Origin of the sequence: Microbacterium sp., from assembly GCF_052102115.1 — a bacterium.
GTDB lineage: Bacteria > Actinomycetota > Actinomycetes > Actinomycetales > Microbacteriaceae > Microbacterium.
Map to the genome: position 1 here is coordinate 1 of NZ_JBQDVP010000016.1, position 18,800 is coordinate 18,800.

An 18,800-nucleotide genomic window follows, 5' to 3' on the forward strand; every position below is an offset into this window, starting at 1 on the left:
ACGCCACCGAGCTGCCTGCCGCCGCTTGACAACTGACCCCCACGTGGGATGTCTACGTCAGAACATGGGCAGGGTGGGTGTACGTCGCGTTCGTGTTCGACGCGCACTCCCGTCGCATCCTCGGCTGGCGGGCCGCGACGAGCATGACGACCCCGTTGGTGCTGGACTGCCTCGAGATGGCGCTCTGGACTCGGCGGCGCGAAGGCGCCACCGGCTTCGCCGGACTCACGCATCACACCGATGCCGGGTCGGTCTACACATCGATTTCGTTCACCGACCGGCTCATCGACGAGGGCATCGACCCGTCCGTCGGGTCCGTCGGTGATGCGTACGATAACGCCCTCGCGGAGTCCCAGATCGGGCTCTACAAGTCCGAACTCATCCACCACGAAGGCCCGTGGCGCGACGTCGATCAGGTCGAGGTCGCGACCGCCGGCTGGGTGCAGTGGTTCAACACCGACCGAATCCACGGCTCGATCGACGACCTCACCCCGCTCGAGGCCGAGCAGTTCAGCTACGCTCTGACCGAACCCCTCGAACGAGCGGGCTGACACCAGAAACCAGCCCTCCGGACACGCCGGGGCGACTCAGGTCCCGCCAAGAACGAGGTGAATCGTTGCGACGATGCACCCAAGCAGCACCGCGCTAGTCGCCGTTGTCGAGACAGCACGACCGCGAACCTTGGCGTCCATCTGCTCCACTTTCGCGCTCATGAGCAGAGCCTAGCGAGGCACAAGCGGCGGACGGGCGTCCGCCGTAAACGATCGTTTTCGGCGGACGATCGCAGGACAGCGAGGCACGACGCTTGGACGGCAGAGCCGTCAACGAAAGCGACTCGCGACTTCCGCCTCTTGCCGAAGCCGATCGAGTGCGTCGCGGTACTCGGAGTCCTCAGTCACATCGTCCTGCGAGAGAACTTCCCACGTGCTTTGCTCATACTTCGTTTCGAGAAGCTCGATGATGTCGTCGTACAGCGCCGTGAACGTCTCAGGAGGTGCAAACACCGTGACGGATAACTCCGCGAGTGTGAACCCGTCCAGCGCCGTCACGATACCCGCTCGGCATTCGCGGTCATCTTGTCCAAGGGTGCTCGCCGTTGCTCCCGAAGATTCCGCTTGCTACGGGAGAGCGGATAGCGGGCGTCAAGGCGGGGTTCGAGGAAAAGCCGGCCGAGGGCGATGACGATCAGTAGTCCGCCCGTCCAATACACGAGGAAAAGCACAAGCCCTGATGCACCCATCGTGAAGCTCAAAACGGTCAGAACTACTCCGATCCCGACATAGAGCCACCTCCACGCCGCGATCGTGCGGTCGCGCGCACTCTGCTGTTCGGTAGTGCGCGAATCAAGCGCTTCCACACGAGTGCCGAAGTCCTCGTCGTCGATGCTGGTGAAGAGCTCACTCACCGAAACGCGCAGGGCATCGGCAACGAGAGACAAAGTCTCGAGGCTCGCTTCATTGCCCGCTTCTAAGCGCTGAATTGTCCGCAACCCGACGCCACTCTCGGTGGCGAGCCGCTCCTGAGTCCAACCGGCGGTCTGCCGAAGGTCCGCGATTCGTGTTGTGTTCATGGAACTCATACTCGCCGTTCGCTCCCGCCTTCACCACGTCACGGGCCCGCCAGCAAGCCGCCAAGCTCCCGCCGCGCGGCCGCCACCGCGATCGATTCGCGATTCGCGGTTCAAGTGGCTCGGTCGCCTCCGCCAGAAGTCTCTGCCGAAACCCACTTACGGCCACCGTTTGTGAAGGGCGCTCCGGCGTACTTTCGCTGGCTGCGCCGAAAACGATCGTTTTCGGCGGGGTCGAGTATGTCGCTCGCGAAAGTGCAGCGTCCCAGCGCAGATCAATGTCGGCAGCAGTTTCGCAGGTGGGAATACTCCTGTAGCGGTAGTATCGCGTCATGGCTACTCAATTCAGCTCGGCGAGCTTCTGGATCCTGACGGCACTAGCCTCCGCCCGTCGTCATGGGTACGACATCCTGCGTGAGGTGGAGAGCGCGTCGGAGGGCCGGGAGGCGCTGAAGGTGACAACCTTCTACGCCACACTCGAGCGACTTGAGCGGGACGGGTTGATCCGCTCGGACGGGGAAGAAGTGGTAAGCGGGCGCGTTCGTCGATACTTCGTTCTCGATGACTCGGGCGCTGAGGCGTTGAAGGTCGAGGTCGATGTGCTGGAGCGAAGAGCGGGAGTTGCCCGCGAACGTCTCGGTTCGTTCCGGCCGGTGACCGCGCGAACGGCGATGGCATGAACGCGCCAGAAAGCGAGCGGGCGTTCCGCAGGTTGCTCCGATGGTATCCGCGTGCGTGGCGGAACGAGCACGGGCAGGCGCTGATCGGGATGCTGTTGGAAGACGCCGACCATCATGGGCGGCAACGCCCCACAGCTGTTGACACCCGTGCTGCCATGATCCACGGGCTCGCGGCGCGCTTGAACCCCCGCACTGCGCTGATCTCGGCGACGGCTGGGATGCTCGCGGCAGTCGCCGCCTCGATCGGTCTGATCTGGCTGGTAAAACCGGGTGCAGAGCTGCAGCACGAGGTGGCATTGATGCTTTCTGCGGGCGTCGCACCTGCCGCCACAGCGGTCTCTCTTGTTGCACTCTTGCGCTCCGCGGGTGTTCTGGGGGACATGCGCTCCTTGCTCACGGTTCTCGTTGCGGTGCTGGCGGGTGCCTGCGGGGGTCTTGCGGCGGTGTCGTGGAGTCGCGGCTTCGATAATGCCGACGCGGGCTTGCCCCAGACAGGGCTCGCCGCTGCATTCCTGCCTCTGGCTGCTTCCGGCCTCCTGCTATCCGCAATCGGGTTGGGTCTGGTGCTGTCCGCGATCCTCTCCCGATCGCGCTTACCGATTGCGGCACGGATCATCATCAGTGCCGCATGCGGTGTTGTCGCAGCGCCCATTCTTGGGCTGATGACGTTCATGTCACCACTCGTGAGCGGCCTCATCGCTCTGGTCGGACTGATCATCGCCGCACTGTCCCGCCGCGCACCATCGACACCTGCTGCTCCTCCTACAGCTCGGTGGCAGCCCGGCCGCCCGCGTCCGCTTGCCGTTCGCGTCGCGGGCCTTGCGGCTTTGCTGGCCGGGTCGTTGGGGGTGGCGTGGGCCTTCACCGGGGAGGCGTGGTCACCCCTTGGTGGGGACTCAACAACCGCGATGCGGCACGGCATCATCATCTTGAGCATCAGCACGATCCCTGCCCTCATTGGCGTGGGACTGGTTGCAAGCTCGCGCTCCCGAACCGGACAACGCGATATCTGGATCCCGGTCTGCGCTGCCAGCGTCGGGTTCTGCCTCCTCGCCCTCGACTACGTCATCTCCGCTGGGTCAGGCGATCTCGGCCCCATCTGGGTGGCAGCCGTCGCCTCCATCGGAATCGCTCTGGGATGGGCAGTGGCCGCGCCAACGCCGGTTGCCCTCATGCTGCGCGTAGCTATCGGGGCGGCGACGGCGGCGACCTACACCGTGCTGATCGGCATCACACTCACGCCCATGCTCACCTTTGTAACGCCACTTCTCGGGCTCGTGCTTGTCGCCACCCCTAGACGGCGCGCCGGCGCGCCTACGCCCGCAGTCGCGTAACCGAGACGCCCTACGTTCGTAAGAAGGGTCTGCCAATGATGCCAAGCGTGAAGACCTCCGGGTTCTTCTGAGCCGTCCGTGCGCGCATGATGGTTGGCAGGCCAGCCGAAAACCCTTGCTGTTTGGTGGTTACGACGAGCGTTTGCGGCAGGCATTCCGTGCCCTGCCTCCGGAACTCGCCGTAAACGATCGTTTTCGGCTGGGCCGTCGCGTGCACTCCGCGCATGAGTTCGGCGTTGGTCGCGGGGCCCACCTAGACTCCTGCGTGTGAACCGGGTGACGATGCGGCTGCTTGGCAAGTTGAGCCAGTTCAGTGAGGCCCACCCTTGGTCGCACAACGCGGCTTATTCCCCATGGATTCTTTGGCAAGCGCGCGTGGTGCGTCGACGGGGTGGCACTCGGGCTCTCGACGTGGGTTGCGGAACTGGGATCCTGCTTAAGCGACTGGCGAGGATCATGCCGGAGGTCGTGGGGATAGAACCGGACGACCGGACCGCTGCACGAGCGCGTGTCACGGTCGCCAAGGTGGATAACGCCACGGTGGTCGAAGCACCTTTCGATCCCGCTGCGTTCGATCAGGAGAGTTTCGATCTCGTGACGTTCGTAGCGGTACTCCATCATTTGCCGCTCGGGCAATCGTTGGAGGCTGCGCGAAGCTTACTCCGGCCGGGCGGACGCCTGGTTGTCGTTGGTCTCGCCCGCGAGGTTTCGGCTGACCTTCCGTGGTCCGTGACATCGATGCTTCTCAATCCCATAGTCGGATTGATCCGTCACCCGCATCGCGCATCCGAGGTTCCGGCGAGCATGACGGCTCCCACCTCGGAGGCAACGGAAACGTTCGATCAGATAGCACAGGTCGCCCGCGAGGCTCTGCCTGGGGTGAAGATGCGTCGTGGCCTGTTCTGGCGCTACACGGCCGTGTGGGTCAACGGTATCGGGTGAGGATTGAGGTGACTCCTCCCGCAACCCCTAGTACCGCCACCGCAAACGATCGTTTTCGGCTGGGCCGTCGCGTGCACTCCGCGCGTGAGTTCGGCGTTGGTTCACGATGCAGCCCATCCCGGACGTAGGCCACTCCTTCGCTTCACGATGAAACGCACCGTGTCCGGGCGGGTATCGAGCCAGACGCTGATGAGATCGCGAGCTTGACTCGGCACTTCTTGCAGCGTCAGCGCCTGCGAGACGGTGTTGAGTTCTGGAACTCTGATGTGCTACCACCGCCCGTCGGGATGGACGGTGACAACGTAGGGACGGGCCCGATTCGCGTTTGGCATAAGAGGGATACTCTACGCCGAGTCGCGGCTAGAAGCGAGGCTACTTCCGAGACGTCGCCCGACGGCCGACATAGTCGGTGTGGATCGCACCGGCGGCCGCGCGGTGTCGGTCTGTGACGTTGTAGCTATAGCCGAGGCTGTCGGCGACGATCGGTGCTGGCATCTCGAGAACGAGTGTCCGTAGGGCGGCGTTACGCGCACCGCGCAGGTCGATTCCGCGATCTCGGAGCTTGTTCATCATCGTCGACTGGTGCATAGGTTCACCCGGCCTGGCCCCAGGGAACAACCACTGACTGTTGCGATGCGCCGAGGTATTCGTGTTCGGCAGATCTCTCAGATGGGCTCGTACAATCTCGTCGAATGGCGTGGGCACGACGAGTTCATCGGCGGTGATAGCAACCGTCAGACGGTCACCAGCATCAGCAACTTGCGAGAGACGCATGCGCGCGATTCGAGTGAGCGGCTGCGCGTAGACGAGAAAGAGCATGCCTGCGACTTGCTCGGCCGTTTCGGACTCGACGTGCGTGTTGAGGAGCGTTCGAAGATGCTGCACGCGCTGCTGCTGCGTGATGATCGGCTGCGTCTTCGCTACGCGGTACGGGAACTCGACCGATGCGATGTGACCGTTCTTGACGCCCCAGCGCACGAATGTACGGGCGAGACTTCGCGTGGTGGGACCTCCAGTCAGCCAATCGTCTACATCTGCTTGCACGCATTCCGACGGCGTGTGTCCGCGTTCACGCAGATGACGGAGGAATCCGATCGCGGTGGACGTGCTCTGTTTGGCCGATAGGAACGTCCCTTTGCGCATTTTTCCTGCGGCGTCGAGGGCGTGCATTCGTTGTAGATGCACCCAGCGGGCGAACTGTCGAATCAGTCGCGCCTCGCTTGCGGGCTCAGCCGCGGTCATTTGATCGACCCAGGCTTGGAATCGTTCGATGTCGAAGTTCACACGTTCGAGGAGTCCGTGTTCGATGCAGAGCTGGCGGAGGAACAAGACTTTTTCGGGGGAGGGGTGCGTCGTGAACGTGTCATGCGTGAGCGGCGCAGCTCCGGTCGCGAGGTCACGCAGGAGCTGCTTCGCAGCGGGATTGACGGTGAGCCATATCGTGGCGCTTCGAGTGAGAGTCTGCGTTGAGAGAGCGTCGAAGAGTGGTCGGACGATGGGGGAGATGTCGCCATCGTCCCCGGCGAGGAGCCCGCTGAGATCGTCGGTGAGGCAGCAGTGCGCGCAGAGCCCTCGTCGTACCGGTTCGTCCTCGCGGCCGCAGCGAGTGCAGCGGAAGTCTTTTGGGATGTCGGCGCAGTCCACGCATGCTGGTTCGCCGTCGATGAGTCCGGGCAAGAGGCGCGTGGTGCCGCAGGAGATGCACGCACCGTGGATACGCGTGGCTCGCTGGTAGCAGCGGCGACAGATGCGTCCTTCCGGCCACGTCGTGGCGAACTTCACGCCGGACTGCTGGCAGCGGGCGCAGACAGCGTGGGGTTTGTCTGGTGGAATGTTCATTCGGGGCGGTGGATGCGGGCGCGTCGCGGGCGCATCGCGTCCTTCCGGTCGCTGGACCCGCCGTTCGTGCCGTTCGCGGCGAGCCTTGCAGGTGTTGCGACGACGGCGACGGGGCAGAGTTCTTCGAACGTGCAGTCGAGCACGTCAAGCAGTGCCCCTAAGAGCGCGATGTTCATTCGCTCAGGTTTTGCACCGACGAGCCTGTAGATCTGCGACGCCGAAAGCTCGATGCCACGGTCCTTCAACTGAGGGATGAGGTCGGAGATATTGTGCATGCCGCCAGCGGCCATCAGTTCGCGCAGCCGCCAGGTGTACTCGATACGTCTTTGCACGTTGTTCAGTTCTCCTTCGGGCTGTCGGTGGTCGTGGCGTGAGCCATGCGGGCGATTGCGTCGTTGACGACGCGGGCGCGGTAGTCGGGGGAGAGGCCGGTGTAGATAGAGGTTGTCGATGCGTGTTCGCGGCCGACCTGCTGCTGGATGAAGAAGGCGTCGTATCCGATCTCCACCAGGTGCGTGACGTAGGAACGGCGCAGGGAATGGAAGTCGAGCGTGTCGTCGAGGCCAGCTTCGCGCTTGACCTCGTTGAATGCGCGTGACACCGAGTCCGCCGCGATCGGCGACGCCCCGTGGCCGCGTTCACTCGGCCTGGGCTGACCCCATTTCTTAGGTCCGGTGATTGTGTGAGTCGTCCTGTCGCCCGAGGGGTCGGGCAGGGAGACTGGTCAGATCATGACGAACCGCAGGAAGCGGCACACCCCCGAGCAGGTCGTCCGCAAGCTCGGGCAGGCCGACAGGATGCTCGCCGACGGCGCGGATGTCGCCGGGGTGTGTCGGGAGCTCGGGGTGTCCGAGCAGACGTACTACCGGTGGCGTAACCAGTACGGCGGTCTCAAGGCCGACGACGCGAAGCGCCTCAAGGAACTCGAGAAGCAGAACGCCACGTTGAAGCGGCTGCTGGCCGAAGCGGAGCTGGAGAAGGCCGCGCTGAAGGAGTTGGCTGAGGGAAACTTCTAAGCCCGGGCAGGCGCCGTGCCGCCGTCTCGCACCTGATCAGAACACTGCAGGTGAGTGAACGGATGGCGTGCCGTCTGGCCGGGCTGAGCAGGTCCGCGTACCGCCGCCCGCTCAAGGGTGACACCACCGCCGACCCGGACCGGGCGTTGCGGGACTGGCTGCGCGGGTACGCGAAGAAACACCCCCGGTGGGGATATCGCCGGGCGTACCATGACGCTCGCGGTGAGGGGTGGGCGGTGAACCACAAGAAGATCCAGCGGCTGTGGCGTGAGGAGGGGCTCCGGGTCCCGCAGCGGCGTCGCCGCAAACGCGTCGGGTCCTCCACCGTTGATGCGCCCGCCGCGGTCGCGCCGAACGTGGTGTGGGCGGTGGGCTTCCAGTTCGATGTCGACGAACGCGGCCGGCCGGTCAAGATCTGCTCCATCGTCGACGAGCACACCCGTGAATGCATCGGCGGGCTGGTCGAACGCTCGATCACCGCCGGCCGGCTCACCGCCCACCTCGAGGACCTCGTCGCCGTCCGCGGCGCCCCAGCAGTGCTCAGATCCGACAACGGCCCAGAGTTCATCAGCGACGCGATGGCCGACTGGGCCGGCACCCGCACCGGCCTGTTCTACATTCCGCCCGGGTCGCCCTGGTGCAACGGGTACGTCGAGTCGTTCAACAGCCGCCTCCGCGACGAGTGCCTGAACATCAACAGCTTCTACTCGCTGCTACACGCCCAAGTCGTGATCGGCGACTGGAAGACCGAGTACAACCACGACCGCCGACACTCATCACTCGGGTACCTCGCGCCCGTCGACTACGCTCGGCAATGCACCCATCAATTGGAAACCGACGACTCGCACAGCGACCGGACCGAATGAAGGGGGCGGCCCAGGCCACAGCATGGTCGCCAGCGGCGCGACGAAGAGGGGACACACCTCTGTCAGCCATTCTTCGATACATTCGACGGCCCAGGCGAACTCTGGGAGTGTGAGCACCGCGCGGCGTTTCGGGGGAGACCCACGCATCGCCTTGCCGTGTCGGACATAAACGATGCCCAGGTCGTTGAACTGACGCGCCTGTGGGTTGGAGGCGAGATCGACGAGATCGAGCATTCGCACTTCGTTGCGGCGCAACCCCCACGCGTAGGCGGTCTTCATGAGTGTGGCAATACGGAACGCCGGGATCCAGCCTTTTGACCCAGCGCGTCGGATACGCACGACTCGTTCATCCGCGCAGTCAAACAGGTCTTCCAGCTCATTGCGGGTGTAGGGGCGTTTGCCCGGTTCGCCGATTGCGTCCTGCACATGACGGGCAGTGTTCCACTCATGGAAGACCTGAGCGGGGTGAGTGCCGAAGCGTTCCCAGCACAGCTCTCCCCATCCATACGTGGGGTCTGTGAGATATCCAAGAAACATGCGCAACGCATTCTGGTAGCCGAGCACCGTCGATCGCGACCCGCCTCTGAGTGCACGCAGCTCCATGAAGAAATGATCGACCTGCTCTACAGTCCACGCCCACAGATACTCCTCAGCGAAGTCACGAAACCGCTCAGCGAGGCGACGTCGACTAACGATCGTCGATAGCGACAGGTTCCTCGCGAGCTGTTGAGCCGACCATCCGTCTAGCATTGCCGCCCACACTGTCTCCGGCTCGTTCAGGATCGCGACCCCCGGGGTCAGCAACGCACGCACGGTCGCAGCGTCCGGAGAGCGGGGGGATTGAGTTCGCATTATGTGCGAAAGGATCGCATCATCTGCGAACTGGCGTCAAAAGCCCGGACAAAATACCAGGCCAGATGCAATTTGCGATCACCTTCTCACTGCCATCCGGGCGAATGAAGCGAGGATGGAGCGGCATCCATGCGAGGTCGTGGGCAAGCTAACCCAGGAGAGTCGTGGCAACCGGCGTATTCGCATCTACCGAGAACATGTCGTCTTCTAACTGACATAATGGGCATTATCGGCGTTACTCCGATGGTGGCCACTCACGGAGCCACACCCGCGCGGCTGCTGGGTAAAGTGGCTGCGCCACGCCTGCGTCATCCATTGGTCGCCACACGACCGGAACGATGGAGCCGTCGGATTCGGTGAGCGTTCCGCCGTCTTCGCTGGGCACGTGAACCATCCGTCCCGTGTACAGCGCGACAATCTCATGGCCAAGCTCACCGTTGTATCGGAAGATGTTCTCGATCATCCCCAGATGCGTGAGGTCGACGATGCCAGAACCGAGTTCTTCATCGATTTCTCGAATAATCGCGTCTCGGTGGGTCTCGCCCAGTTCAACTCCGCCGCCGATCAAACGATGGAATCCTGACGGGTTCTCTCGTGTCGGCGCATGCGCACTGACCAGATGACGGGTGCCATCTGTGTTCGGAGTGATGAGCATCGCCTTCACGCGGATGTACGAACGATCAACAGTCACGACTGATCCCCTCCGCCGTACACCGTCGACATGTCGGACACCGCGAGCCCGCCACGCAGCCATGCACGCAGCAGGTGTTTGTCTCCGCTCACCGCCAGCACATCAACGCCGCCAAGAGTCATTGCGCTGGCGCAGTGGATCGCGTCGAATCCACGCAGCGCGTACTCATGAGCGCACGCAACGGCGCCGTACATGAGGTCGGGGGTCAGCTCCATCACGTGCACCTCTCGCCACATGTCGTCGAGCAAGGTGCGGGCAGAGCTGGCCTGTGCGAGATCAATGCGCGAGGAACGCACCGCCGCAGCAATAGCCGACTGTGCTTCGACATATGTAACACGTGAGGTCACGATCTGCGAGGCGTCTTGCCAGAGCGCACGGCAACGCTGCTCACTTGCCTCGTGGATCAGTATGGGCGCGATACTCGAGGAGTCGAAGTACCCGATCACCTGCGCATCTCGATGACGAGCTCGCTGAGCCTCACACCAGGACCGGCGTCAATCGACTCAGGCAGCCTGCTGCGCCGGGACATGTCCGCTGGCCGCGTGACGACACCCTCCGCGACGAGCCGTTCCAACGGGCTCTCCTGATTGATAGGGACGAGCTTCGCCACAGGTTTTCCGTGGTCGGTCACGATGACTTCCTCCCCGGCGCGCACATCCGCGAGGTAACGGCTGAGGCCGTCACGCAGCTCCCTGACACCGACATTCATCACGCACTCCCCTATTTGTGGCGTTTTATTTACTCAAATATAGCCACAAAGGGTTCTCGACGGAAGGCTCAGGCCCCGACGTACTCGGCGAGGTGCTCCCCTGTCAGCGTCGATTTCGCCGCGACGAGATCCGCCGGGACTCCCTCGAACACCACCTGTCCGCCGTCGTGACCGGCGCCAGGACCGACATCGATGATCCAATCGCCGTGCGCCATAACGGCCTGGTGGTGTTCGATGACGATGACGGTCTTCTCGGCATCCACCAGCTTGTCCAGCAGACCGAGGATCTTGTCGACGTCCGCGAGATGCAGACCGGACGTCGGCTCGTCGAGCACGTAGATGTCGCCCTTCTCCCCCATCTGGATCGCCAGCTTGACGCGCTGGCGCTCGCCTCCGGAAAGCGTCGACAACGGCTGGCCCAGCGCGAGATACCCGAGCCCGACATCGTCGAGACGCTGCAGGATCGCGACAGCGGCGGGGATCTTCGACTCGGTCTGCGAGAAGAACTCGCGAGCCTCCGAGACCGGCAGGCCGAGCACTTCGGTGATGTCCTTGCCGCCCAGTTTGTACTCCAGCACCGCAGCCTGGAATCGCTTGCCGCCGCAGTCCTCGCAGGGTGTCTCGATCGTGTCCATGAATCCGAGCTCGGTGACGATCACACCGGAACCCTTGCACGACGGACAAGCACCCTCGGAGTTGGCGCTGAACAGAGCCGGCTTCACACCGTTCGCCTTCGCGAATGCCTTGCGGATCGGTTCCAGCATGCCGGTGTATGTCGCCGGGTTGCTGCGACGGGCCCCCTTGATCGCACCCTGATCGATCGCGACGACGCCATCGCGCTTTGATACCGACCCATGGATGAGCGAGCTCTTCCCGGAGCCAGCGACCCCCGTGACGACCGTCAGCACGCCCATCGGGATGTCGACGTCGACGTTCTGCAGGTTGTTCGTGGCTGCGCCGCGCACCTCGATTGCGCCGTTCCCCTCACGAACAGTCGGCTTCAGGGATGCGCGGTCGTCAAGGTGACGACCGGTGATCGTGTCGCTCGCTCGGAGGCCGTCGACCGTGCCCTCGAAGCAGACCTCCCCTCCCCCGCTGCCCGCCGCCGGGCCGAGATCGACGACGTGATCTCCAATCGCGATCGTTTCGGGCTTGTGCTCGACCACGAGCACCGTGTTGCCCTTATCTCGCAGCTTCAGCAGCAGTGAGTTCATCCGCCTGATGTCGTGCGGATGCAGACCGATCGTCGGCTCGTCGAATACATAGGTGACGTCGGTGAGCGACGAACCGAGGTGCCGCAGCATCTTGATGCGCTGCGCCTCTCCCCCGCTCAAAGTCCCGGACGGGCGATCGAGGCTCAGATAGCCCAGGCCGAGCGTCACGAAGGCGCCGAGGTTCGCCTTCAGGGCGCCCAGCAGCGGTCCCGCCCCTGGCAGGTCGAGCGCGTTCACCCAGTCGGCGAGGTCGGTGACCTGCATCCGGCACGCGTCTGCAATGCTGATGCCGGAGATCTTCGAGGACCGCGCTCCCTCGGTCAGGCGCGTGCCGTCGCACTCGGGGCAGGTCGCGAAGGACGCCACCCGTTCCACGAACGCACGGATGTGGGGCTGCAGGGCGTCGATGTCCTTCGAGAGCATCGACTTCGTGATCTTCGGGATCAACCCCTCATAGGTCATATTGATGCCGCTGATCTTGACCTTCGTCACCTCGCCGTAGAGGAAGAGGTGCCGCTGCTTCTCGGTGAACTGCTCGATGGGCTTGTCAGCCGGGTAAAAGCCAGACTGGGAGAAACCCTTCACCATCCAACCGTCAGCCGTGTAGCCCGGCACCATGATCGCGCCCTCGTCCAGCGATTTCGACTCATCGACGATCTGAGCGAGGTCAAGATCAGAGACCGCTCCCCTCCCCTCGCACCGCGGACACATGCCGCCGAGGTAGATCGCGTCCTTGACGATCTTCTTCTCGCCGCCCGGCCCGGTCATCACACCGCTCGCCTTCTGCGTCGGGATGTTGAACGAGAACGCCGTCGGCCCACCGATATAGGGATCGCCGAGCTTCGAGAACAGGATGCGCAGCATCGCGTTCGCATCGGTCACCGTTCCGACGGTGGACCGCGGGTTCGCCCCGAGTCGCTCCTGATCCACGATGATCGCCGTGGTGAGGCCCTCGAGCACATCAACGTCGGGGCGGGGAACAGACGGCATGAATCCCTGCACGAACGCGCTGTAGGTCTCATCGATCATGCGGCGCGACTCGGCGGCGATCGTGTCGAACACTAGCGAGCTCTTGCCGGAGCCGGACACGCCGGTGAACACGGTGAGGCGTCGCTTGGGGATATCGACGCTGACGTCTTTCAGATTGTTCTCCCGAGCCCTCTGAACTCGGATCAGATCGTGCGAATCAGCGGGACGGATAGCATCAGCCATGAGAAGAATCCTGCCACGCACCTCCGACATCGGAAACCTCTTGCGCGCTACGATGAGCACGTCCTCCCAGGACCTTCACAGAAAGGCATGCCCATGTCTGAATCGCTCACCGAAGCGAAGTCGCTGTTCACGTCGATCCGGGTCACCCTCGCGATTTCCGGCGTGATTGCGCTCATCGCCGGCATCGTCCTGCTCGTCTGGCCGCTGAAGACGGCCGTGATCGTCACGGGCATCATCGCCGCCTACCTCGTCATCGCCGGACTCGTCTACGTCGGACTCGGCATCTTCTCGGGACGTAAGGGCGGGTGGGCGCGTGCCGGACACATCGTCCTCGGCCTCCTGTACATCGTCGCCGGTGTCATCGCCTTCCTCAACCTCAACGCTGCGACCATCACGCTCGCGCTGATCACGGCGATCTTCCTCGGCGTGAGCTGGATCGTCGACGGCATCGTCGCGCTGACCCTGCTCAACAAGGACGGCTCGAAGGCCTGGACGATCATCTACGCGATCCTGAGCATCGCGGCTGGTATCATCGTGCTCTTCTCGCCGCTGCTCGCGGCCGTCGCACTGTGGTGGGTCCTCGGGATCACGCTCGTGGTCCTCGGAATCATCCAGATCGTGCGTGCCATCACGCTCGGTCGGGATGCGAAGGCCGCCACCGCTCCGGCAGCCGGGGTGACCCCGACCGATGTCGGAGACAGCGCCGCCGTCTGATCGGGCTCCGCTCAGGCGCGCATCACTCGGCGACGAAGCCGCTCGTATCGCCGACCAGCCGGGTATTGTCCGCGGGAACCGGGTCGACCGCTGCCTGCGCCACCTCCGCGGCGAACTCCGACACGTTGTAGAGACGCCCTGCGTCTTCTCGGCGTGCCGAGATCGCCCCGGGGTTGGCGCGTTCGAGCAGCGTCGCCGTGATGGTGCCTTCGATCATGTCCCCCGAGACGACGGTGAATCCGACGCCCTTCTCCTCAAGCGCCGGGATGAGCTCGCGCAGCGCATCTTCGCCGGCACGCTTGGAGAGAGCAACGGGTTCGTACTCGGGCATCGTCGGGGTCGCGCGAATGAAGTGGGCCTGGTGGCTCGTCACGAACACGACGCGTGACCCCTGGCCGAGCAGAGGCAGCGCGGCGTTCAGAACATTCAGCTGGGCGTCGCGGTTCAAGGTCAGGGCGTAGTCCGCGCCCATGCCGGACTCCATGCCGCCGGACGCATTGAGCACGAGGACGTCGAGTCGGCCGTACTCAGCGCGCACCTGCTCGAGCATCGTCGAGACGGATGCCGGATCGGTCAGATCCGCTCCGACCACGAGCGCACGCCGCCCGAGCTCACGAAGCTGCGCGGCGAGCTTCTCCGCCCGCGGTGCCTTGTTCCGGAAGTTGATCACGACGTCCGCGCCGGCCTCGGCGAAATAGCGGACGGTGTCCGCTCCGATGCCACGGGACGAGCCGGTGACCAGCGCGACCTTTCCGGCGAGTGAACCTGCGGGCAGAACGTCGGTCACGGGGGCTCCTTGCTGTGCGTGAGGCGCCACGAATCACGCGGCCAGAACACTTTACCAACGCCGCCGCCGCTCGTCCGATGCGTCCGCGCCGCGTGATAGGTTGACCGCAAAGGAGGGCGCCATGGACGACGTATCCGTCTTCTTCGAACTCGTCACCGAGTGGGCGTGGATCGGCTGGCTGGTCCTCATCGCGGTGTTTCTCGTCATCGAGATGCTCACTCTTGATTTCACGTTCCTGATGCTCGCGCTCGGTAGCGCGGTCGGGCTCATCACCGGCCTGATCGGCGTCCCGCTGTGGGCGCAGCTGATCGTCGCGGCGGCCGCAGCGGCGCTGTTCATCCTCTTCATCCGCCCGCCCCTGCTCAGGCGCCTCCGACGCGGTGAAGATCCGACCAAATCCAACGTCGACGCTCTGATCGGCCTGCGGGCCACCGCCCTCGCCGAGATCACCCAGATCAGCGGCCAGGTGAAGGTCAGCAATGGCGATACCTGGACGGCACGGACCGAAACCGCGGTCGCTATCCCGCTCGGCGCCCCCGTTCTCATCGCCTCCATCGACGGCGCCACCGCGATGGTCCGACCGGCGAGCGACTGATCCGGCAGACTGATCCGGCGACCTCGACTACCCCGACGACTAGGAGACCCCATGGACGATTCCTCGTTCATCCCAACCGCGATCGGCTGGATCCTCGCGATCGCCGTCATCATCTTCGTGGTGGTGACCGTTGCGCGCTCGATCCGCATCATCCCGCAGGCGACCGCTGGCGTGGTCGAGCGCCTCGGCCGTTATCACAAGACGCTCACACCGGGTCTGAACATCCTCGTACCGTTCATCGACCGCCTCCGTCCGCTCATCGACATGCGCGAGCAGGTCGTCTCCTTCCCGCCCCAGCCGGTGATCACCGAAGACAACCTCGTCGTCTCGATCGACACGGTCGTCTACTTCCAGGTCACCGACGCCCGGGCGGCCACCTATGAGATCGCCAACTATCTGGGTGCCGTCGAGCAATTGACGACGACCACCCTCCGAAACGTCGTCGGCGGTCTGAACCTCGAAGAAGCGCTCACCAGCCGCGACAACATCAACGGGCAGCTGCGCGTCGTCCTCGATGAAGCCACCGGCAAGTGGGGTATCCGCGTCGGGCGTGTCGAGCTGAAGGCGATCGATCCACCGCTGTCGATCCAGGACTCGATGGAGAAGCAGATGCGCGCCGAGCGCGACCGTCGCGCTGCGATCCTGACAGCAGAGGGAACGAAGCAGTCCGCGATCCTCGAGGCCGAGGGGTCCCGCCAAGCCGAGATCCTGCGTGCCGAGGGTGACAAGCAGGCCGCGGTGCTCCGTGCGCAGGGTGAGGCCGAGGCGATCCAGAACGTCTTCGCGTCCATCCACCAGGGTGCGCCGGACGACAAGTTGCTGGCGTACCAGTACCTGCAGATGCTGCCGAAGATCGCCGACAGCGAGTCGAGCAAGCTGTGGATCATCCCCAGCGAGCTCACCGAGGCGCTCAAGGGTATCGGCAGCGCGTTCACCCCGCGGGCGGGCGGTCAGTCGCCGGCTGGTGGCCCCGGCGCGTGAAGCACCCGTACTTCGCGAAGACACGGCATCCTCGGGTTCTCGCCCACCGCGGTCTGCTGACCGGTGAGGGCACGAGTCCCGTCGTCGGTGAGAACACGGCGGCTGCGTTCGCCGCAGCGCATGCGGCCGGCGCCGAATACATCGAGACGGACTGCCGGGTCACCGCCGACGACGATATCGTGCTCTTCCATGACGAGACGCTCACGCGCCTGTTCCGCGATGATCGGCGGGTCGACCAGGTGCGTACGAAGGACCTCGTCGAGCTGTTCGCCCCGTACGGCGGTCTGCTCACCGTCGGCGAGATGCTGGAGATGTTCCCCGAGACGCGGTTCAACATCGATGTGAAATCGGATGCCGCGGCCGCTCCGCTCGGCCCCATCGTCGCCCCGCATGCCCACCGCGTGCTGCTGACGAGCTTCTCCGATGCCCGCAGGCGCCGCGCCGTCGCCGCTGTCACTGCTGCCGGGGCCGCCCAACGCCCCGCCGCTTCGGCGGGACAGTCGAGCATGATCCAGGTGCGGATGCTGTCCGCGCTCCGCCTCTCCCCCGCACGCGTGCTGCGTGACCTCGACGCACTCCAGATCCCCGAACGGTACGGCCCGGTGCAGGTGCTGACGCCGGCCCTGCTGCGCGCTGCGCACCGCCACGACGTGGAAGTTCACGTGTGGACGGTCAACGATCCGGACGACATGCGACGGCTGATCTCCGCGGGCGTGGACGGCATCGTCACAGACCGCGCCGATATCGCTCTGAGCGCTCTGGGCTGACGCACGAGAACGAGGGCTGGGATTCGACTGTGAATCCCGCGCGATCGCTGTCCTATTGAGCCTGCACACAGGCGCGACCGGTATACCTGAGGGCGACGAGAGGACCACAAAATGGCAGATCGCAGCCTGCGCGGCATCCGACTCGGCGCCCAGAGCCTACAGAGCGAAGAGGGCGTCGTTTTCATGGAACGCCGCGAGACCATCTACAAGTGTGAGACGTGCGGCAACACCACGTCGCTGATGTTTGCTGCAGACGCAGAGCCTCCGCAGGTCTGGGAGTGCCGCACGTGCGGTGCAGCGGCCGTGCTGAGCGTCGACGGAGAGACCATCACCCCCGATGCCGCCGACGAGAAGACCGCCCGCACTCACTGGGACATGCTCATGGAGCGCCGCACCCGCGCCGAGCTCGAAGAGCTGCTCGAAGAGCGGCTTGCCTTCATCCGCGCGCGCCGCGGCGCCGGTGAGGACCCGACCCGCGAGAAGATCGGCGCCTAACCGGCACGACGGGCGCGCCACCACCCGAACAGAAGCGCGCCCAGCCCGCCCCACAGCAGAATCTGCTGAACCCAGGGGCCGACGACCACACCAGCGGTGAGGCCGGAGCGCAGCTCGACATCATAGAGCCTTGGTCCGGCCTCATCTGCGGTCAGTGCTGCCGGCGTCTGACCGTTCGGGGCGATCGTCTGGCTGGTGCCGACGGTCGAGACGTTGACCACGCTGCGCCCGGTTTCGATGGCGCGCATGCGCGCGAACGCCAGTTGCTGCAGATTCTCGTCGGTGCCGCGGAAGTCGGCATTGTTCGTCTGGAACACCAGCACCTGCGCGCCGCCATGGACCCCCTCAGAGATGACGTCGTCGTAGATCACGTCGAAACAGATGGCAAGGCCGACCTTCACGCCGTCGACGTCCACCAGCGGCGCGTTCGTGCCGTGACTGTATTCGCGCCCGATCAGGCCGATCAGGTCGGGCACGATCGCGAAGTAGAAGTCTCGGTTGGGGACGTACTCGCCGAACGGCACCGGATAGCGCTTGTCGTGGGTCTGATCTGCGCTGCCGTCCGGCATCCAGACCATCGACGTGTTGAAGAACTCGTCGCCGCGCGCTGTTGCAGCATTGGCCAACAGCGGCGCATCCGCCCTGTTGGCTATCAGCGTCATACGGCGAGCCAGGCTTTGGTCTTGGAAGGGATCTCCGCCGAGGCCGCCCTCGGGCCAGACGAGCAGATCCATGTCCTGGCCGTACAGCGGCTCAGTCGCTTTCGTCTGAGCGTCGACGATCGCGTACGGCTCACGCTCATCGAAGTAGCCGGTGGGCCCGTTTCCCTGCACCGCCCCGATGCGCATCGTCCCGGCGTCCGTGGTGGGGAACGCGGGCGTCACCAGCAGCACGATCACGGTCGCTGCAGGCGCGATCAGCAGCAGCGGACGCCGCCACAGCCGCAGGCGAACGCTCTCGATGAGCATTGCGACGGCGAAAACCATCAAAAAGCTCAATCCGCTGACGCCGACCCATGATGACAGCGTCGCCCAGGGGCTCTCGGACTGGGTCATGCCCAGACGAGCCCAGGGAAAGCCCGTGTAGGGGAAGGAACCGAGCAAGAGCTCCCTACCCACCCAGAGGGATCCGACGACCGCAGGAAGCAGCCCAAGGCGTCCTACGGCACCGGGAACAGCCCGCGGCAGCCAGCGGTACGCCAGCGTGATGAGGATGACGGCCAGCGCGGTCAACGCTGCTTCCAGCAGGGCCAGTGCCGCCCACGGAATGACGCCGAGATAACGCGACGTCCACGACACCAGCAGAAAGAAGAACACGGCTCCGTACACGAACCCGACCAGAAGCGCGCCGCCGGCGCGGCGCCCGATCAGCGCGAGAAGCAGGAGTGCGACAGCGGGGAAGGCGAGGATCCACGCGCTCACCGACGGGTAGGAGAGATCCATGAGCCAGCCCGCGAGGGCTGCCACCGGCACCGCGCCCCACAGCGGCAGCATCGCGCGGGTGCGGCGCCGGGGCGCGGCAGAGGAAGAGGACATCCGT

General features: G+C 64.5%; 21 protein-coding genes and 1 pseudogene. 10 read left to right on the forward strand and 12 right to left on the reverse strand.

Annotated elements, in window-relative coordinates; genetic code table 11:
• Positions 1 to 53: 53 nt before the first annotated feature.
• A pseudogene (locus ACTICP_RS07010) lies at positions 54 to 551 on the forward strand (transposase); the annotation flags it as partial.
• A gap of 270 nt (positions 552 to 821) precedes the next feature.
• Here ACTICP_RS07010 and ACTICP_RS07015 read toward each other — a convergent pair.
• Together ACTICP_RS07015 and ACTICP_RS07020 are read right to left on the reverse strand one after the other, a co-directional pair.
• The gene (locus ACTICP_RS07015; RefSeq protein ID WP_282846356.1) at positions 822 to 1,049 is read right to left on the reverse strand and encodes a hypothetical protein; all 228 of its coding nucleotides are present in this window, start codon (positions 1,047 to 1,049) and stop codon (positions 822 to 824) included.
• A complete protein-coding gene (locus tag ACTICP_RS07020; RefSeq protein WP_441890871.1) occupies positions 1,046 to 1,570 on the reverse strand; it encodes a helix-turn-helix domain-containing protein in 525 nt (174 codons plus the stop codon). Before ACTICP_RS07020 ends, ACTICP_RS07015 begins: the two co-directional genes overlap by 4 nt.
• Before the next feature lie 329 nt (positions 1,571 to 1,899).
• Here ACTICP_RS07020 and ACTICP_RS07025 point away from each other — a divergent pair, with 329 nt between their 5' ends.
• The 3 genes from ACTICP_RS07025 (at position 1,900) to ACTICP_RS07035 (ending at position 4,523) form a co-directional block, all read left to right on the forward strand.
• Positions 1,900 to 2,247 carry a PadR family transcriptional regulator gene (locus ACTICP_RS07025; protein WP_441890873.1) on the forward strand — a complete coding sequence of 116 codons (348 nt, stop codon included), beginning with the start codon at positions 1,900 to 1,902 and terminating at the stop codon, positions 2,245 to 2,247.
• A 218-nt stretch (positions 2,248 to 2,465) separates the two neighbouring features.
• A complete protein-coding gene (locus ACTICP_RS07030) occupies positions 2,466 to 3,581 on the forward strand; it encodes a hypothetical protein (RefSeq protein WP_441890875.1) in 1,116 nt (371 codons plus the stop codon).
• A gap of 282 nt (positions 3,582 to 3,863) precedes the next feature.
• Positions 3,864 to 4,523, forward strand: coding sequence for a class I SAM-dependent methyltransferase (locus tag ACTICP_RS07035; protein ID WP_441890965.1), 660 nt, complete (start codon positions 3,864 to 3,866; stop codon positions 4,521 to 4,523).
• Between the two features lie 372 nt (positions 4,524 to 4,895).
• On the opposite strand, the gene ACTICP_RS07040 is transcribed toward ACTICP_RS07035, so the two are convergent.
• The 3 genes from ACTICP_RS07040 to ACTICP_RS07050 form a co-directional block, all read right to left on the reverse strand.
• Positions 4,896 to 6,167 carry a hypothetical protein gene (locus ACTICP_RS07040; protein ID WP_441890877.1) on the reverse strand — a complete coding sequence of 424 codons (1,272 nt, stop codon included), beginning with the start codon at positions 6,165 to 6,167 and terminating at the stop codon, positions 4,896 to 4,898.
• 191 nt (positions 6,168 to 6,358) lie between these two features.
• Positions 6,359 to 6,694 carry a helix-turn-helix domain-containing protein gene (locus ACTICP_RS07045; RefSeq protein WP_441890879.1) on the reverse strand — a complete coding sequence of 112 codons (336 nt, stop codon included), beginning with the start codon at positions 6,692 to 6,694 and terminating at the stop codon, positions 6,359 to 6,361.
• A 5-nt stretch (positions 6,695 to 6,699) separates the two neighbouring features.
• Positions 6,700 to 7,077 (reverse strand): tyrosine-type recombinase/integrase, encoded by a 378-nt coding sequence (locus tag ACTICP_RS07050; protein WP_441890967.1) that lies wholly within the window; start codon positions 7,075 to 7,077, stop codon positions 6,700 to 6,702.
• Between the two features lie 16 nt (positions 7,078 to 7,093).
• On the opposite strand from ACTICP_RS07050, the gene ACTICP_RS07055 reads away from it, so the two are divergent.
• Positions 7,094 to 8,244, forward strand: a protein-coding gene (locus tag ACTICP_RS07055; RefSeq protein WP_441890881.1) for an IS3 family transposase whose coding sequence is annotated in 2 segments (ribosomal slippage) — positions 7,094 to 7,364 and positions 7,364 to 8,244 — 1,152 coding nt in all. Because the reading frame shifts where the segments join, the coding sequence is not laid out codon by codon here.
• Here the strand turns inward: ACTICP_RS07055 and ACTICP_RS07060 are convergent.
• From ACTICP_RS07060 to ACTICP_RS07080, 5 genes are all read right to left on the reverse strand, one after another.
• On the reverse strand, positions 8,155 to 9,057 hold the full coding sequence (locus tag ACTICP_RS07060; RefSeq protein ID WP_441890883.1) for a site-specific integrase: 903 nt from the start codon (positions 9,055 to 9,057) through the stop codon (positions 8,155 to 8,157). The genes ACTICP_RS07055 and ACTICP_RS07060 overlap by 90 nt on opposite strands.
• Positions 9,058 to 9,331: 274 nt before the next feature.
• On the reverse strand, positions 9,332 to 9,787 hold the full coding sequence (locus tag ACTICP_RS07065) for an NUDIX domain-containing protein (protein WP_441890885.1): 456 nt from the start codon (positions 9,785 to 9,787) through the stop codon (positions 9,332 to 9,334).
• Complete coding sequence (locus tag ACTICP_RS07070) at positions 9,784 to 10,233, reverse strand: type II toxin-antitoxin system VapC family toxin (protein WP_441890886.1); 450 nt, start codon at positions 10,231 to 10,233, stop codon at positions 9,784 to 9,786. Before ACTICP_RS07070 ends, ACTICP_RS07065 begins: the two co-directional genes overlap by 4 nt.
• Entirely contained in the window at positions 10,230 to 10,496 is a 267-nt protein-coding gene (locus tag ACTICP_RS07075) for a type II toxin-antitoxin system Phd/YefM family antitoxin (protein WP_441890888.1), read from the reverse strand. The genes ACTICP_RS07070 and ACTICP_RS07075 overlap by 4 nt, the downstream gene beginning before the upstream one ends.
• A 68-nt stretch (positions 10,497 to 10,564) precedes the next feature.
• Complete coding sequence (locus ACTICP_RS07080) at positions 10,565 to 12,922, reverse strand: ATP-binding cassette domain-containing protein (RefSeq protein ID WP_441890890.1); 2,358 nt, start codon at positions 12,920 to 12,922, stop codon at positions 10,565 to 10,567.
• Between the two features lie 93 nt (positions 12,923 to 13,015).
• Between ACTICP_RS07080 and ACTICP_RS07085 the strand changes: the two genes are divergently transcribed.
• Complete coding sequence (locus ACTICP_RS07085) at positions 13,016 to 13,636, forward strand: HdeD family acid-resistance protein (protein ID WP_441890892.1); 621 nt, start codon at positions 13,016 to 13,018, stop codon at positions 13,634 to 13,636.
• A 22-nt stretch (positions 13,637 to 13,658) separates the two neighbouring features.
• Here ACTICP_RS07085 and ACTICP_RS07090 read toward each other — a convergent pair whose 3' ends face one another.
• Positions 13,659 to 14,423, reverse strand: coding sequence for an SDR family oxidoreductase (locus ACTICP_RS07090; protein WP_441890894.1), 765 nt, complete (start codon positions 14,421 to 14,423; stop codon positions 13,659 to 13,661).
• A gap of 121 nt (positions 14,424 to 14,544) precedes the next feature.
• Between ACTICP_RS07090 and ACTICP_RS07095 the strand changes: the two genes are divergently transcribed.
• From ACTICP_RS07095 to ACTICP_RS07110, 4 genes are all read left to right on the forward strand, one after another.
• Complete coding sequence (locus ACTICP_RS07095) at positions 14,545 to 15,018, forward strand: NfeD family protein (RefSeq protein ID WP_441890896.1); 474 nt, start codon at positions 14,545 to 14,547, stop codon at positions 15,016 to 15,018.
• 51 nt (positions 15,019 to 15,069) lie between these two features.
• Complete coding sequence (locus ACTICP_RS07100) at positions 15,070 to 15,999, forward strand: SPFH domain-containing protein (protein WP_441890897.1); 930 nt, start codon at positions 15,070 to 15,072, stop codon at positions 15,997 to 15,999.
• Positions 15,996 to 16,766, forward strand: a complete 771-nt coding sequence (locus ACTICP_RS07105) for a glycerophosphodiester phosphodiesterase family protein (RefSeq protein ID WP_441890899.1) — start codon at positions 15,996 to 15,998, stop codon at positions 16,764 to 16,766. Before ACTICP_RS07100 ends, ACTICP_RS07105 begins: the two co-directional genes overlap by 4 nt.
• Positions 16,767 to 16,877: 111 nt before the next feature.
• A complete protein-coding gene (locus ACTICP_RS07110) occupies positions 16,878 to 17,261 on the forward strand; it encodes an RNA polymerase-binding protein RbpA (protein ID WP_441890901.1) in 384 nt (127 codons plus the stop codon).
• Here ACTICP_RS07110 and lnt read toward each other — a convergent pair.
• Positions 17,258 to 18,796 carry an apolipoprotein N-acyltransferase gene (gene lnt, locus ACTICP_RS07115; RefSeq protein ID WP_441890903.1) on the reverse strand — a complete coding sequence of 513 codons (1,539 nt, stop codon included), beginning with the start codon at positions 18,794 to 18,796 and terminating at the stop codon, positions 17,258 to 17,260. The genes ACTICP_RS07110 and lnt overlap by 4 nt on opposite strands.
• Positions 18,797 to 18,800 lie beyond the last annotated feature (4 nt).

Bases quoted from the DNA above. Each gene is read 5' to 3' on its own strand.
- ACTICP_RS07025 (WP_441890873.1), top strand. From the start codon at position 1,900: ATGGCTACTCAATTCAGCTCGGCGAGCTTCTGGATCCTGACGGCACTA.
- ACTICP_RS07085 (WP_441890892.1), top strand. From the start codon at position 13,016: ATGTCTGAATCGCTCACCGAAGCGAAGTCGCTGTTCACGTCGATCCGG.
- ACTICP_RS07100 (WP_441890897.1), top strand. From the start codon at position 15,070: ATGGACGATTCCTCGTTCATCCCAACCGCGATCGGCTGGATCCTCGCG.
- ACTICP_RS07035 (WP_441890965.1), top strand. From the start codon at position 3,864: ATGCGGCTGCTTGGCAAGTTGAGCCAGTTCAGTGAGGCCCACCCTTGG.
- ACTICP_RS07075 (WP_441890888.1), bottom strand. From the start codon at position 10,496: ATGAATGTCGGTGTCAGGGAGCTGCGTGACGGCCTCAGCCGTTACCTC.
- ACTICP_RS07020 (WP_441890871.1), bottom strand. From the start codon at position 1,570: ATGAACACAACACGAATCGCGGACCTTCGGCAGACCGCCGGTTGGACT.
- lnt (WP_441890903.1), bottom strand. From the start codon at position 18,796: ATGTCCTCTTCCTCTGCCGCGCCCCGGCGCCGCACCCGCGCGATGCTG.
- ACTICP_RS07095 (WP_441890896.1), top strand. From the start codon at position 14,545: ATGGACGACGTATCCGTCTTCTTCGAACTCGTCACCGAGTGGGCGTGG.
- ACTICP_RS07110 (WP_441890901.1), top strand. From the start codon at position 16,878: ATGGCAGATCGCAGCCTGCGCGGCATCCGACTCGGCGCCCAGAGCCTA.
- ACTICP_RS07080 (WP_441890890.1), bottom strand. From the start codon at position 12,922: ATGGCTGATGCTATCCGTCCCGCTGATTCGCACGATCTGATCCGAGTT.
- ACTICP_RS07030 (WP_441890875.1), top strand. From the start codon at position 2,466: ATGCTCGCGGCAGTCGCCGCCTCGATCGGTCTGATCTGGCTGGTAAAA.